12 protein-coding genes and 1 riboswitch are annotated in these 15,146 nt (G+C 37.5%); of the genes, 2 read left to right on the top strand and 10 right to left on the bottom strand.

Annotated elements, in window-relative coordinates; genetic code table 11:
- Window positions 1–90: 90 nt before the first annotated feature.
- From IGL42_RS05250 to mgtA, 8 genes are all read right to left on the bottom strand, one after another.
- A complete protein-coding gene (locus IGL42_RS05250; protein ID WP_010710433.1) occupies window positions 91–825 on the bottom strand; it encodes a metallophosphoesterase family protein in 735 nt (244 codons plus the stop codon).
- 238 nt (window positions 826–1,063) lie between these two features.
- Complete coding sequence (gene dnaJ, locus IGL42_RS05245) at window positions 1,064–2,233, bottom strand: molecular chaperone DnaJ (protein WP_002357822.1); 1,170 nt, start codon at window positions 2,231–2,233, stop codon at window positions 1,064–1,066.
- 54 nt (window positions 2,234–2,287) lie between these two features.
- Window positions 2,288–2,410 (bottom strand): hypothetical protein, encoded by a 123-nt coding sequence (locus tag IGL42_RS05240; protein ID WP_002357824.1) that lies wholly within the window; start codon window positions 2,408–2,410, stop codon window positions 2,288–2,290.
- 114 nt (window positions 2,411–2,524) lie between these two features.
- Window positions 2,525–4,354 (bottom strand): molecular chaperone DnaK, encoded by a 1,830-nt coding sequence (gene dnaK, locus IGL42_RS05235; protein ID WP_002357825.1) that lies wholly within the window; start codon window positions 4,352–4,354, stop codon window positions 2,525–2,527.
- A gap of 59 nt (window positions 4,355–4,413) precedes the next feature.
- The gene (gene grpE, locus IGL42_RS05230) at window positions 4,414–4,953 is read right to left on the bottom strand and encodes a nucleotide exchange factor GrpE (protein ID WP_002357827.1); all 540 of its coding nucleotides are present in this window, start codon (window positions 4,951–4,953) and stop codon (window positions 4,414–4,416) included.
- Between the two features lie 54 nt (window positions 4,954–5,007).
- Window positions 5,008–6,051: a heat-inducible transcriptional repressor HrcA gene (gene hrcA / locus IGL42_RS05225; protein WP_002357828.1), complete on the bottom strand. Its 1,044-nt coding sequence runs from the start codon at window positions 6,049–6,051 to the stop codon at window positions 5,008–5,010.
- A gap of 225 nt (window positions 6,052–6,276) precedes the next feature.
- Window positions 6,277–7,425, bottom strand: coding sequence for a radical SAM family heme chaperone HemW (gene hemW / locus IGL42_RS05220; protein ID WP_002397225.1), 1,149 nt, complete (start codon window positions 7,423–7,425; stop codon window positions 6,277–6,279).
- A gap of 243 nt (window positions 7,426–7,668) precedes the next feature.
- Complete coding sequence (gene mgtA, locus IGL42_RS05215; RefSeq protein ID WP_002397224.1) at window positions 7,669–10,329, bottom strand: magnesium-translocating P-type ATPase; 2,661 nt, start codon at window positions 10,327–10,329, stop codon at window positions 7,669–7,671.
- A gap of 113 nt (window positions 10,330–10,442) precedes the next feature.
- Window positions 10,443–10,613: riboswitch (M-box (ykoK) riboswitch) on the bottom strand.
- A 252-nt stretch (window positions 10,614–10,865) separates the two neighbouring features.
- Between mgtA and IGL42_RS05210 the strand changes: the two genes are divergently transcribed.
- Together IGL42_RS05210 and IGL42_RS05205 are read left to right on the top strand one after the other, a co-directional pair.
- Window positions 10,866–11,741, top strand: coding sequence for a LysR family transcriptional regulator (locus tag IGL42_RS05210; protein ID WP_002382245.1), 876 nt, complete (start codon window positions 10,866–10,868; stop codon window positions 11,739–11,741).
- Between the two features lie 23 nt (window positions 11,742–11,764).
- Window positions 11,765–12,652 carry a LysR family transcriptional regulator gene (locus IGL42_RS05205; RefSeq protein ID WP_002357832.1) on the top strand — a complete coding sequence of 296 codons (888 nt, stop codon included), beginning with the start codon at window positions 11,765–11,767 and terminating at the stop codon, window positions 12,650–12,652.
- A gap of 61 nt (window positions 12,653–12,713) precedes the next feature.
- Here the strand turns inward: IGL42_RS05205 and IGL42_RS05200 are convergent, their stop codons facing one another.
- Both IGL42_RS05200 and IGL42_RS05195 read right to left on the bottom strand, forming a co-directional pair.
- Window positions 12,714–13,862, bottom strand: a complete 1,149-nt coding sequence (locus IGL42_RS05200) for an FtsW/RodA/SpoVE family cell cycle protein (RefSeq protein ID WP_002357833.1) — start codon at window positions 13,860–13,862, stop codon at window positions 12,714–12,716.
- Window positions 13,828–15,003 (bottom strand): FtsW/RodA/SpoVE family cell cycle protein, encoded by a 1,176-nt coding sequence (locus IGL42_RS05195; RefSeq protein WP_002357834.1) that lies wholly within the window; start codon window positions 15,001–15,003, stop codon window positions 13,828–13,830. The genes IGL42_RS05200 and IGL42_RS05195 overlap by 35 nt, the downstream gene beginning before the upstream one ends.
- Window positions 15,004–15,146 lie beyond the last annotated feature (143 nt).

Here is a 15,146-nt window from a genome sequence, read left to right as displayed (position 1 = left end):
ATACCTCTTTTCTTATGCATACTTATCTATTTTAGCATATTTTTGCTTCTAAATATAGAAGTGAGGTAACTGATTCATACGATTAAGGAATCAAAATTCTGGTTGCCACGCAGGGGTGCGTTTTTGATATTCGATATCTTGGACAATGCCTTTTTCATTAAAAATCACACCATGCACAGAGCCACCAAAAATAGCACCACCATCTATCCCAATTTTTCCATCACTTTGCCAAAGGTCCGTGGTCTGCATATCACCATGTAACATCGGAGTAATGGTATGACCAAAAACAATGGTCTTGCCTGTATTATTTTTCCCTTGATGAAAGGGTTCGCGAATCCACAAAAAATCCTTAGGTGCTGTTTGCCGCCAATCTTCCATCGTTAAATCAACCCCAGCATGCACAAATAAGTAATGCTCCCATTCAAAATAAAGTGGTCGTTTTGTTAAAAAATCAATTAACTCTGGATAGCGACTACGGATCATTAAGGCCATTTCTGTTGGTGAGTATTCTGCAGTAGCTCCTGGATGCAAGAGACTTTCAATTGTTTCCTTGCCACCATTGCGAACATATCCTACAAACCAGTCCTCTGGATTTTGAAGAAACTGCAAAAAATATTCTTCATGATTGCCTCGTAAATAAACAGCGCCGTGTTGCTCGACAAGTTCTTTTCCTTTGAGAAAACAGGCTTTAGAATGTGGACCACGGTCGTTTAAATCACCAATTAAAACTAGCTGATGCTCGACTGGATCATAGTCTGTGAGTAAGGCATCAAACAAATCTGCTTGTCCATGAATATCACTGATTACATAAACATATGGTTTCATAAATAAGCCCTCCTAACTTGCTTATATTAAGTATACGCTAAATTTTAAAATATTCTCGTAAAATGTTTGGAAATAAAAAACGAAAATAGGACATAAGTCAAAACGACTTATGTCCCACTCTCTAAATCTTAAAATAATCAGTTGAACAAAAGCAGCACCTACAATTACTCGTTGCAATTTAGCCTTCGAGAGTGATGAACACTTGGAGCTAACTGCTTTTGTCTCTGACTCGTTTGGTTTATTTTTTCTTCTTACCGCCAAACGCATCTTTCATTTTATCAAAGAAGCCTTCTTCTTGTTGTTCAGTTACATTTTGTCCGCCAGCTTTTGCAAAAGCTCGTAGGGCATCCTTTTGTTCTTCATTAAGATTTTTTGGTGTTATTAATTTCACTTTCACGTGTTGATCACCATTGCCCCCACCACGTAAACGTGGCGCACCTTTGCCTCTTAAGCGGAAGTTTGTGCCAGTTTGTGTTCCAGCCGGAATTTTTAATTTCACGTCACCATGAACAGTTGGGACAGTTACTTCGTCCCCTAGAGCCGCTTGGACAAAACTTACTGGTAAATCATAGTAGATTTCTGCGCCATCTCGATCGAAAATATCACTATCTTCAACACGAAAGACTACATATAAATCACCATATGGTCCACCATTGGTACCCGCTTCTCCTTGGTTAGCTAAGCGCATTTGTTGGCCGTCTTCTACTCCAGCAGGCACATTTACTTTGACAGTATGTGCTTTTTTCTCATGACCTGTGCCATGACAAGTTGGACATGGTTCTTTAATTTCTTTCCCTGTGCCATGACACACATCACAAGTTTGACGACTCATCATACGACCTAATGGCGTTTGACGTTCAACATTGATTGTTCCAGAGCCATGACATTTATGACAAGTTTCTGGGTGTGTGCCTGGTTTGGCGCCATTACCGCCACAGGTTGCACAAGTATCTTCTCGATTGTACTTAATCTCTTTTTCGACACCGAAAATAGCTTCTTCAAATTTCAATTGAATTGTATATTGTAAATCGGCGCCTTGTCTTGGTGCATTTGGATCAACAGAACGGCCACCGCCGCCACCAAAGAATGAATCGAAAATATCTTCGAATCCACCAAAACCACTACTGCTAAATCCGCCGCCACCGAAACCGCCAAAGCCACCAGCGCCGCCACCGTAATTAGGATCAGTTCCTGCATGGCCATATTGGTCATAGGCCGCTTTTTTCTGTGGATCACTTAATACTTCATACGCTTCAGAAACTTCTTTAAATTTTTCTTCCGCATCGGCTTCTTTGTTAATATCTGGATGGTACTTTTTGGAAAGTTTGCGGTATGCTTTTTTAATTTCATCATCTGAAGCACCTTTTGCTAATCCTAGCACTTCATAATAATCTCGTTTCGTCGCCATTGACTTCCCTCCAACTTTCTTCAAACTTTACAATGTGTTTAGAACCAGCCAAATTCATCGATTGCTTTCGGTCTCTCTGGTTGGATTATCTGTCACACCTTGAATCAGTGTTACTAGCTGTGAATAGGTATTTTCAGCTTGTTTAACATCGTTGTAATCATACCACAGTTCTTTCAAAACCTAAATAGTTTCTTGCTAACTTGATTGTGGTTGATTTTCTCACAAAAGACAAGGGACTGGGACATTAGTCATTGTACTAATGATCCAGTCCCTAAAATCAATTGTTATTGATTATTTGTCATCACCATTTACTTCTTCAAAATCAGCATCGACAACATCATCAGCGCCACCTTGGGCAGCTTCAGGATTTTCTTGTGCTTGTTGTTGCGCAGCTTGTTCGTAAAGTTTTACTGTTAAGTTTTGGACGATTTCATTCAATGAATCACGTTTTGCTTTCATTTGTTCGATATCGTTTGCTTCGATGGCTGCTTTTAATTCATCACGCGCATCTTCTGCTTTTTTCACTTCTTCAGCGTCTACTTTGCCTTCTAATTCTTTCAATGTTTTATCAACAGTGAATAATAAAGCATCTGCATCGTTACGTAAGTCAACTTCTTCTTTACGTTGTTTATCTGCTTCAGCGTTTGCTTCAGCATCTTTCACCATACGTTCGATTTCATCATCAGATAAACCTGAAGAAGATTTAATCGTGATTGTTTGTTCTTTTTGAGTGCCTAAGTCTTTCGCACGAACATTTACAATCCCGTTTTTATCAATGTCAAAGCTTACTTCAATTTGTGGCACACCACGAGGAGCCGCAGGAATATCTGTTAATTGGAAACGACCTAATGTTTTATTATCAGCGGCCATTGGACGTTCACCTTGTAAAACGTGAATATCAACAGCTGGTTGATTGTCAGCAGCAGTTGAGAAGACTTGTGATTTACTTGTTGGAATCGTAGTGTTACGATCAATTAATTTTGTAAATACGCCACCCATTGTTTCAATCCCTAATGACAACGGTGTTACGTCTAATAAGACAACGTCTTTAACATCACCAGTGATTACACCACCTTGGATTGCAGCACCCATTGCTACTACTTCGTCAGGGTTAACTGATTTGTTTGGTTCTTTGTTTGTTTCTTTGCGAACAGCTTCAACTACAGCTGGAATACGTGTTGAACCACCAACTAGGATAACTTCGTCGATTTCAGAAGGATTTAATCCAGCATCTTTTAAGGCTTGACGTACTGGTACTTTTGTACGTTCAACTAAATCACTTGTTAATTCATCAAATTTTGCACGAGTTAAGTTCATTTCTAAGTGCAATGGTCCTGCTTCGCCAGCAGTAATAAATGGCAAGCTGATTTGTGTGCTTGTTACACCTGATAAGTCTTTTTTCGCTTTTTCAGCAGCATCTTTCAAACGTTGTAATGCCATTTTATCGTTAGCTAAGTCAATGCCATTTTCTTTTTTAAATTCTGCAACCATGTAGTCAATGATCTTATTATCAAAGTCATCCCCACCTAGGTTGTTATCACCGGCTGTTGATAATACATCGAAAACGCCATCGCCTAATTCAAGGATTGACACGTCGAATGTACCACCACCAAGGTCAAAGACAAGAATTTTTTCATCTTTGTCTGTTTTATCTAAGCCATAAGCTAAAGCTGCTGCTGTTGGTTCGTTAACGATCCGTTCTACTTCTAAACCAGCAATTTTACCAGCATCTTTTGTTGCTTGACGTTGCGCATCGTTGAAATATGCAGGAACTGTAATAACTGCTTTTTCAACTTTTTCACCTAAATAGTCTTCAGCAAAACCTTTTAAATATTGTAAGATCATTGCAGAAACTTCTTGTGGTGTATATGATTTTCCTTCAACATCAACTTTGTAGCCAGCTTCACCCATGTGACGTTTAATAGATGAAATCGTGTTAGGATTTGTAACAGCTTGACGTTTTGCTACTTCGCCCACTTGAATTTCACCGTTTTTGAATGAAACGACCGAAGGAGTTGTGCGGTTACCTTCTGGGTTTGCAATAATTTTCGCTTCGCCGCCTTCTAGCACTGCGACAGCTGAGTTTGTTGTTCCTAAGTCAATACCAATAATTTTACTCATAGTGAATATCTCCAATCTGTATTAGTTTTCTATAATAATATATTTTTAATTAACGTTTGTTATTGTGCAACAATGACCATTGATGGTCGTAACACACGATCTTGTAATTTGTACCCTTTTTGTAGAACTTCAACAATGGTATCTGCTGGGGTTTCTTCAGAAGCAGGGACTGTTTGAACGGCTTGATGTAAATTTGGATCAAAGGTTTCACCCATTGCTGGGATTTCTTCAATTCCTTCTTCTTTTAAAGCCACAGTAATACTTTCTAGCACCATCGAAATACCTTTTTTCAAGCTTTCGCCTTGTTCATCTGATACTTCAATAGCCATTGCTCGTTCTAAATTATCAATGGATGGTAAAATCTTTTTACCTAAATCTTGTGAGCGGTAACGAACTAATAATTCTCGTTCGTTTTTATTTCGATTGCTCATATTAGCAATTTCGGCTCTTGCCCGCAAGAACTTGTCTTCCATTTCGGAAAGCTCTGCTTTAAGATTTTCAATCTCTGTTGCTTCAACTTCTACTTCAGAAACGCCAGCAGCATCAACAGCTTCCATTTCTTCTTGTAATTCTTCTTGCTTCTCTTCTTTTTTACTCACTTCAGCAACTTCCTTTCTCTTTATGCATCTACTTCTTATCCTAACAAGGTTTGCTTAATTACCTAAAAAACGGTAATAGTCACCTAGTTGTGAAGCTAGCTCATGTCGAAACGTGTCTACCAAACCGAATATTTTTGAATACGGCATACTGGTTGGTCCTAGCAGGGCAATTGTTCCTTTGCCATGTCCTGATACTTCATACGTAGCAGTGATCATGCTCATATCTTCTAAGAGATTGTTGCCAATTTCTGAGCCGATACGAAAAACAATTGGATTTTCTGTTGTTGCAGAACCATTTAATAAATGCGTCAGCTCATCAGAATTTTGCATAAAGGAATAGACAGATTTCAATTGTTCAATATCTTGTTTGATGCCAAAATCTAACAAATTCATGCGACCACCGACAAAGACTTTTTCTTCAAAGGCATGTCCTAACATCTCATCGAATAAGTTCATCATTCCTTCTGGCGTTTGGAAATAGCGATGTAAAATCATCGGAATCTCCGTCCGCAAACGATGATAAACGGTCAACAAAGGTTGTCCAACCAACTTATCATTGATGATTTGTGTCATTTTTTCAAGATCTTGGCTAGAAACAGCGGCAGGAATGGCAAATACTTGGTTTTCAACATTGCCTTTATCTGTCACTATAATAGCAAGGACTTGCCGATCATTCAAAGGAACCATTCGAAAGCCGGTTAATTTCCGTTCTTTCACTTCAGGTCCTAATGAAAAAGCAGTATAACTTGTCAATTCTGATAGAATTTCAGCTGATTGTCGAATAATATCATTAATCTCATGAAATTCTTTTCCAAAAGATTGACGGATTCTTCTAAGTTCGTTCTCTTCTACTTGTGTTGGTTGTAAAAGATGATCCACGTAGTAACGATAACCAGCCATTGAGGGGATTCGCCCTGAAGAAGAATGGGTCTTAGCTAATAAGCCGTATTCCTCTAATGCTTTCATATCATTACGAATTGTTGCAGAACTAGAGGCAATGCCATCCTCCATCAATTTCTTAGAACCGACAGGTAAGCCCGTGTTCGTGTAATTTTGGATGATAAGTCTCAAGATATTTTGTTGTCTTTCTGTAATCATCGTTATTACCACCCTTCATTAGCACTCTTAACATCTAAGTGCTAACTACATATACTAATATAACAAGTCCTTACCTTTTTGTCAAGGGAAATACGCAACTTTTTAGCACTCTTCACACAAGAGTGCTAATCGCTGCAAACCACCTTCAAAAACCATCAATACCAACTTTTGTAATAAAAAAATCATCGAAATGCTTTGTCACACTTCGATGATTTTTTTATTTTTTTACTCTTTTTCACTTAACAAAAATGCTTCAAAAACATTATTCCCTACAAATAGTCCTTTTTTCGTTAAACGTAAGATATCTGCTTCTTCAATTAATAATTCTTCTTTGATTAAGCGTTGAATGACCTCTCCATAAATTGCTTCAATTGGTTCCTGAAATTTTTGTTGGAATTTTTGTTTAGAAATGCCTACTTTTTTACGTAAGCCTAAAAATAGCTCTTCTTCTATTTGATTTAGACGAGTTAATTCTTCAGTCTCCACAATTGGCAATTGATTTTCTCGCAAGGGTTTCAAATAATGTTGGATTGGACCGTGATTTTTGTAACGAGTTTGCCCAAGATAGCCGCTGGCACCTGCGCCAAATCCATAGTAGTGGTCATTATTCCAATAAGCCAGATTATGCTGGCTTTCTTTTCCTGTTAAAGCAAAATTACTGACTTCATATTGATGACGTCCTTTTTTCTCCATTGCTTCAATCGTTTCGTCAAACATTTGTGCTTCGATTTCTTCTTCAGGCAGCTGTAACCGTCCTTGACGAACCCAGTTCATGAACATTGTTTTATTTTCAAGAATTAATGAATAAAGCGAATAGTGTGGCAAGTCCAATGCTAAGGCTCTTGTCAAAGTATCGCGAAAACTTTCCAATGTTTGTCCAGGTAAAGCATAGATTAAGTCAATACTGACATTGGTAAAATTTTCTTTCTCTAAAAATTTCATTGTTTCATAAACATCTTCGGCGGTGTGCTTGCGGCCGATTTTTTTGAGCAAGCGATCATCAAATGTCTGAACGCCCATCGAAAGACGATTGACGCCATAGTTTTTCATGACTTGTAATTTTTCTTGGGTTAAATCACCAGGGTTTGCTTCCACCGTAAATTCATTTCGGTCATCAAACGTTAGCTGTTCGCGAACCCCTTTTAGTAGCACATCTAACTGTTTCGCTGATAATGAAGTTGGCGTGCCTCCGCCAATATAGATGGTTTTCATTTCTTGTTCTGGATACAATGCTTGCGTAAGTTGAATTTCTTTTAATAAACTCTGAATATATTCATCAACTGGTTGTCCTTCTAAAAAGACCTTGTTAAAATCGCAATAATAACAAATATGCTCACAAAATGGAATATGAATATAGGCCGACCGATCGAACATCGGCGTTGAAGTTGAAAGTTGGTTTGTTTTGGTCATTAGCTCGTTTTATCTCCTTATTACAAAAAAGCTCGTTCTTTTTGGAAAGTCTCTACTAGCCATACTAACTGTAAATGACAAATAAATCCATAAAAAAATTCGCGCAGCCACTTAAAACAACAACGAGGAGCTGTCATAAAAACCGACACCTCCTCAACCTTGAAAGAAAAGTAAAAAAATTTTTCTATATATAATAGTACAAATCAGTTACAGTAATTGACCGTAACGTTTGACGTATAAAACTTTAATGAACGCAACCAGTGCTAAATAAGCAACAATTGTCGGGATTAAATACAAGAAATAGCTTGGTGATAAACCGACAAATCCTAGTTCTGCACCGAAAGCGGTAAAGGGTAAAACAGTTCCGAGAACAATCCCTGCTGTAGTGACTAACGTCATAATTCCAGAAGCACTACTTTGAAGGAAAGGCATTTTTTCTGTTCGTAGGAAATGCAAGACGAGCATTTGGGACCATAAGGACTCAATGAACCACCCTGCATGGAAAATACCGATAAAGAGCAATTGATCTGCTCCATTTAATTCAAAGAATGAGCCACCTAGGATAGCCGGACACACAATGAAATACATAAATAAATAGGTAACAATATCAAAAATAGAACTCGTTGGACCAAACCAACGCATAAAATTACCAATTGATTTTGGTTCCCATTTTTTTGGTTTTTCTACGTATTCTTCATCTACTTTGTCCCAAGGAACTGACATACACGAAGTATCGTAAATTAGATTTAATAATAGCGATTGAATCGGAGCAATCGGTAAAAATGGTAAAAAGATACTTGCTGGGATCACGGAAAAAACATTGCCAAAATTAGAACTTGCTGTTAATTTGACGTACTTCATCGTGTTCGTAAACACGCGCCGTCCAGATAAAATTCCTTTTTCCAAAACCATTAAATCTTTTCTCAATAAAATTACATCCGCCGATTCTTTCGCCACATCGACAGCTGTATCAACAGAGATTCCTACATCAGCAGCACGCATTGCTCCAGCATCATTTATTCCATCACCTAAAAAGCCAACAGTTTGACCATTTTCAGTTAACGCATTTACAATACGAACTTTTTGGTCAGGCGTAATTTTGGCGAAAATATTATACGCTTGAACGGTTTTTCTTAATTCTTCTTGGTTTAATTGTTGAAGTTCATTTCCTGTAATAATTTTTTCGCCAGCCAGACCAACTTCTTTACAAACAGAATGTGTCACATACTGATTGTCCCCCGTTAATACTTTCACAGCTACATTATGTTGATGCAAGGCGTGAATAGCTGCCGCTGCTGTTTCTTTTGGCGGATCCAAGAAGGCAAGATAACCTTGTAAAATCAACTCTGATTCATCTTTAGTTGTATACTCCCATTCAGCCGTTTCGACTTTTTTATCGGCAATTGCTAGAACGCGCAAACCATCTCGATTTAAAGCTTCAACGTCTTTGGTAATTTTTTGACGCAGCGTCTCTGTTAAGGGCACAATTTCGCCATCTAAAAGTACCTGTGTGCAGACCAAGAGCATTTCTTCAACCGCACCTTTGGTAATTAAGCGTGTTTCTCGCGTTTTAAACTCTTTGATAATCACACTCATTCGACGTCGATTGAAATCGAAAGGAATTTCATCTACTTTATAAAAATCATCTGATTGTATATCACTTTCTTGTGTCGCCGCTTGAATAACGGCGTTATCCATTAAATTACGCAAACCTGTTTGAAAATAACTGTTTAGAAATGCTAAATCCAAGACTTTTTGATCTTCTTGGCACCCAATATTATAGTGGTATTCTAAAATTACTTTATCTTGTGTTAAGGTACCTGTTTTATCCGTACAAAGTACATCCATCCCGCCAAAATTTTGAATGGCATTGACATTTTTCATAATCGTGCCTTCTTTAGCCATTTCTCGAGAACCTTTGACTAAATTGGTTGTTACAATCATAGGTAACATTTCTGGTGTCAAGCCGACAGCTGTGGCAATCGCAAACATTAACGCTTCCACCCAATCGCCTTTTGTTAACCCATTAATTAGAAAAACAGTTGGCGTAATAACCAACATAAAGCGAATCAGCACCCACGTTGTTTTATTAATTCCTGTTTCAAAACTCGTCTGCTGCTGCTCTTCTCCGTTATCAGAAGCCATCCGTCCGAATAAAGTTTGATTACCAACTTTAATGACAATGCCCAAACCAGTGCCACTAATGACATTTGTTCCTAAAAACAAAAGATTGTCGTATTCTGTATCAATTTGATCACTATCTTTTTGATGAGTCGCGTGTTTTTCAATGGGAAAACTCTCTCCAGTCAAGGATGATTGGGAAACAAATAAGTCCTTAGATTGGATTAAACGTAAATCGGCTGGAATCATATCGCCAGCGGATAGTTGGACTAAGTCGCCACACACAACTTCCTCGATAGGAATTTCCATTTGCTTCTTGTCACGAATGACTGTCGCTGTAACTTTAATCATATTTTGTAATTTTTCAACTGCATTGCTTGATTTGACTGATTGGACAAAACTCATCGTGCCGCTTAAGATGACCATCGCTAACATAATTAACACGCCAGTAACATCTTTTTCCTCTGGCGCAGCATAGACATATTCTGTAAAAAATGAAATCGTGGCTAGTGCTAGTAACACCAAAGTAAACGGCGTGATATACGATTTTATAAAAAGTCGCAGCCGTGAAGCTTTTTTTTCATTCATAATTTTGTTGCGGCCATAACGTTCTTGTAATTCTTCAATATCTTGGTGTTTAATGCCATCCCAAGTTGAGCCGAAACGTTGTAAAACTTTTTCTACTTCTGAATGGGCAAACTTTTTGTAACTATAGTCATGGCCCAAGTGACGCATTTTCTTTTCCATTTTCTTTCACCTCATTTATCTGTTGTTGACTTGAATTGACGATCGGTTCATCTTCCATTTTCCTCACCCTTTCCACAAAAAAAGACACGCTGAAAACTCAACGTGTCAAAGAATAATCGTTCTTATCGTTGAGCTTTAGCACTATACAACGTAAAAAGCGATTGCTTTTAGCTACCTTAAGAAAAGCCTTCATTCGACAGTTCCTGTTCTACCCATTGGCGTCTCTCGACATTTTTGGGCAGTAGCCTATGTTTGTATAGGAGCCTCACCTAACAAATCTTATTTAATTACAACAACAAGTATAATTCTTCCTTGAAAAAATAACGATATAGAAAAAGTTTTTAGCAGATAACTTTTTGTCCATTCAGTAACAAAAAGAAAAATAATCCGCTTATTTACTATGGTTTTCTGGTATGATTCGTATTTATTCATAGAATCATAACTGGTTAAATTAATCTAAAGACCGTCAGATAGCCTTGTCGAGAAGCTTTTCTTCTGCTATTTTTTGTATAGTTAAAGAAACGGCGGTGAGGAAAATGAAATTACAACAACTAGAATATTTTATGGCAGTTTCAAAGTATGCGAGTTTTACTTTAGCTTCTCAAAAGCTCCATACGAGTCAACCTTATTTAAGTACCCAGCTCAAGGAGTTGGAACGTGAATTAGGTGCTTCATTAATTTTAAGAGACAAGAAACATTGTCGGCTTTCTCCAGCAGGCGAAGTCGTCGCCAAGCGAACAGAAATGATTTTTGCACTCATTAAGGAAGCGCAAGAAGAGATTAATGAATTAGTGACCCAAGGATCGACAACGACCATTCGGATTGGAACAAACTTAATTGATATAGATAAAGCATTTGGAGAAGTCTTGTTGTTATTTAATCAATCCTATCCGTATGTAAGTATTGATTTTAAGTATTATTACGATCTTGAAACAGCTTTGGAAACAGATTTAATTGACATTGGGATTGGGATATTTTTGGATACCTCGATTCCATTAGAGAAAGAATTAATTTATACAGAAAGCTATCTCCTTTGTGTCAATAAAAATCATCCTTTAGCCCATGCCGATAGCGTAACGATTGACGAAATTCGTTCTTTACCTTTTGCTGCATATTCCGATCAAGTATATGAAAAAAAAGTGTTTAAACGTTGGGAACGTAAAATCAATTGGGAAAATCGGCAAATCGTCATCGAACTCCCTTCTCTTCATTTAGTCTTAGACATGGTCCAACGAGAAAAAGCCTGTAGCATCCTTCCCTATTCACTCACTGATGAACTAAACAGACGTAACTTAGTTGGTATTCCTCTGGAAGATAGTCCAGAACGAGCCATCTATTTAGTTCAGAATAATCATCACGGACATTGTGAAGCACACCGTTATTTATTCGAACAATTACGTTATTTATTCTAGGAATAGAAAAAGGAGGAATTCCCATGGAACTATTTCGTTTACATTATTTTTTAGAGTTATGCAAAGTGAAACAATTTACTAAAGCAGCCGAAAATTTAGCAATTTCTCAAGCTGCCCTAAGTAAGCAAATAAAAATTCTTGAAGCAACGTTAGGCGCGGAACTTTTTAATCGCCAAGGTCAAACTACCACCTTAACGCCAGCTGGATTAATTTTAGAAAAATATTGTTGGCGCATCACCAATGAGTTGGTCTCAATTGAAGAAGAGCTAAAAGAAATTAATCATTCTTCCAACCATATTTATGTAGCCACTTATCTCTGTGATTTAGAATATAAATTGAATGACTTACTAATGACAACATTAACGGATCGTTCATCCAACTTACAAGTCCACACTATTATTACAGAAAATATTCTTCAATCCTTGGAAACAATGGATGCAGATTTTGGTATTTCCTTTGCTGACTTACCATTACCTGAACATATTGGTAAAATTGATTTATTTACAGCAAATTATCAATTCATTTTAAGAAACGATCATCCAGCTTTGGCCAAAGCTACGACGGAAGAAATTTTAAAAGAACTAACAATGTACCCCTTCGTCCGTTTAAATACCGAATTTTCCGAGCAAAACAAATTAACCAATTGGCTAGATACTACGTTTTCTAATTTTTCTCCAGAGAAAGTCATTCAAGTGGATACTCTTTCACTTATTACTCACTTGGTGTCTCATTCCGATAGTTTCGCTATTGTCCCCGAATACACAAATATTCAACTTTTAGACAATTCGATTCATACACTAACTTACCAAGAACTACCTAAACGAAACATGGCAGTTTATTATTTAAAAGAACGTTACATGAGTCGACAACTTCAACAACTTTTGGCTGAATGCCAAAAACAATTTCAATAGTAAAAACCAAGACTAGAGCTTGTCGGCAAGCGAGTTCCAGTCTTGGTTTTTATTTGTGTTTTCAGGTAGCGGCTTCTCTTCCTTTGACAAATCCTAAAGAAGTGATAGCCATCACTAACGAAGTGCCTCCTTGACTTAAAAACGGAAGCGGAATACCTTTTAACGGCAACAGTCCAATCACCGCACCGATATTCTCCACCGTTTGAAAGACCAGCGAAAAAATGAGGGCGACACAGATGTACATACAGAAACGCGAATTGCTCCGCAAGCCAGCTACTAAAACTTGATAAAACAAGTAAAAATAGAGAAAAACAACAGTGGCACTGCCCACAAAGCCCCAGGCTTCCCCGATAAAAGTAAAAACCATATCAGACTCACGAACAGGAACATACACTTCAATCCCATGCACACCCTTGCCAAATAAACCACCCGAACCAATTGCCAATAAGCCTTGTACTTGTTGATAGGAGATTTTATCGACATAATCATAGGGATGAATCCATGCTAAAATTCGATCCAATTGATATTGTTTAAAATGTAAAAAGAAGAGTACTTTGTGCCCCCACTCTGTAAAGACTAACAGAATCAAGACCACGCCTAACGTTGCTAAAGCACTGAAAATAATGATTAAAATTTTGCGATCAATTCCCGAAATAACTAAAAGAGATAGAATAATCGTTACGAAAACAAGGGATGTCCCAAAATCTTTTTGTACCGCCATCAAGAAAAAAACAGGGACACTAACCGCAACGATTTTTTTTAGAAGTTGCTTGTCTGAACGCCATTTATCAGACCAGTCTTGTTGCTCATGTTGGACAATAATTTTTGCCAACATTAAAATAAACGCAATTTTCGCAATTTCTGATGGCTGAAATTTAATAAACCCTAAATCTAACCAGCGCTTTGTGCCCGTCAATAAATACATTCCTTTGTCATAGGAAAAATACAAAGCACTCATTAAGATTAATGAAAACCCATAGAAAAAAGGAGCTACTTTCCAAATAAATTTCTGTGACAGCCGACTAGCTAAAAACATGCCTGCATAGCCAACAAAAATAAAGAAAAGTTGTTTTAATGCTGGCACAGTTCCATCTTTTCCTTCATTAACGGCAATCCAATATTGCACACCAGAAGATAAAAGTGTGAGTAAAAAAATGGGCAATAATAAATCATAATTAAGATGTAAGTTGAATTTTTTTGTATTGACCATTTAACTGCCGCCTTTCGTTTGCAATAATTTTAATGACGATTCCTAATGCCACTGAAAAGATTAAATAACTTGTCCCACCGTAACTAACAAACGGTAAAGGAATTCCCGTCATTGGAATCAAACCCAAAACGCCACCAATGTTAATCGCCGTTTGAGCTAAAATCAAGGTCCCGACCCCTAACAAAAACAAGCCGTAACAATGATTTTTTATTACACAACTACTCCGCAAAATCGAGGCCGCTAAAAATAACAAAAGAAATAGCAATAGTAAGCCGCCAATCAAACCAAGTTCTTCCACAATCACCGCAAAGATAAAATCGGTTTGACCTTCTGGCAAGCCACCTTTTTTTACCATACCATTGGCTAGTCCAGTGCCCCAAAACCCACCGTTATACATCGCTAAATAGGCCATTGAAGGCTGAAATCCGCGATCATGAAAGGATAAAAACGGATTTTTCAAAACAACTAAGCGGTCATACACATGCGCAAAAAAATGTGGTAAGTAGCGGTGATCGCCTAGAAAAATAATTATTTTAGAAAGAAGCGCCGCGCTAGCAACGACAATCCCCGCAGCAATTACACTAAATTTTGCATGAATACTTGCTGAGAAAATTAAGACACTGCCAATAACTAAAATAAGAATGGCCCCGCCAACTTTGGGTTGAATCAAAACTAAAAATGCAACGACCAAAACAAACAGCCATTGTTTCCTTAACTGCTTCGTTGTCAAGCCATTTTCTTTTTCACCTAAATAACAGCTCAAGTAATAAATAATCGCAAAATTACAAAGTTCTGATGGCTGAAATTGGATTCCAAAGAGAGAAATCCAACGTTGTGCGCCATTCGCTGCTACACCAAAAAAAGGTAGTCGAACCATTAGCAGTAATAGTACCGAAACTAAAAGCAGTCCAATCGCAATTTTCTTATTAAATAACACTTCTAATCGAACTTTGTAGATCACGAACATTAGCACCCAGCTGAGACACATAATAATACCTTGTTTAATAAACACAGCAGTGGGCTTCACGCCTTGCATCAGCAAGTCATAGCTACTGGCGCTATAAATCATTAACGCGCCAATAATACTTAATATAATAAAGGTCAAAAGAATTTTTGTTAGACCTAAAGTACGTAGATTCATTCTCTCACCTCTATCTTTTTCTAATTAAATCAATCTTACCAGTCTGAGTTAGAAAACAAATAGAGAGTTTTTTATAGAACTATTACTAAGCTTACATAACAAAAAGTAGCTAGACTTGGTTCATTTCACCTAGTTTCGCTACT

Source organism: Enterococcus sp. DIV0712 (assembly GCF_050554855.1).
Lineage (GTDB): Bacteria > Bacillota > Bacilli > Lactobacillales > Enterococcaceae > Enterococcus > Enterococcus faecalis.
Note: the sequence above shows the minus strand (reverse complement) of the source record. Positions and strands in the feature narration are given on the sequence as shown.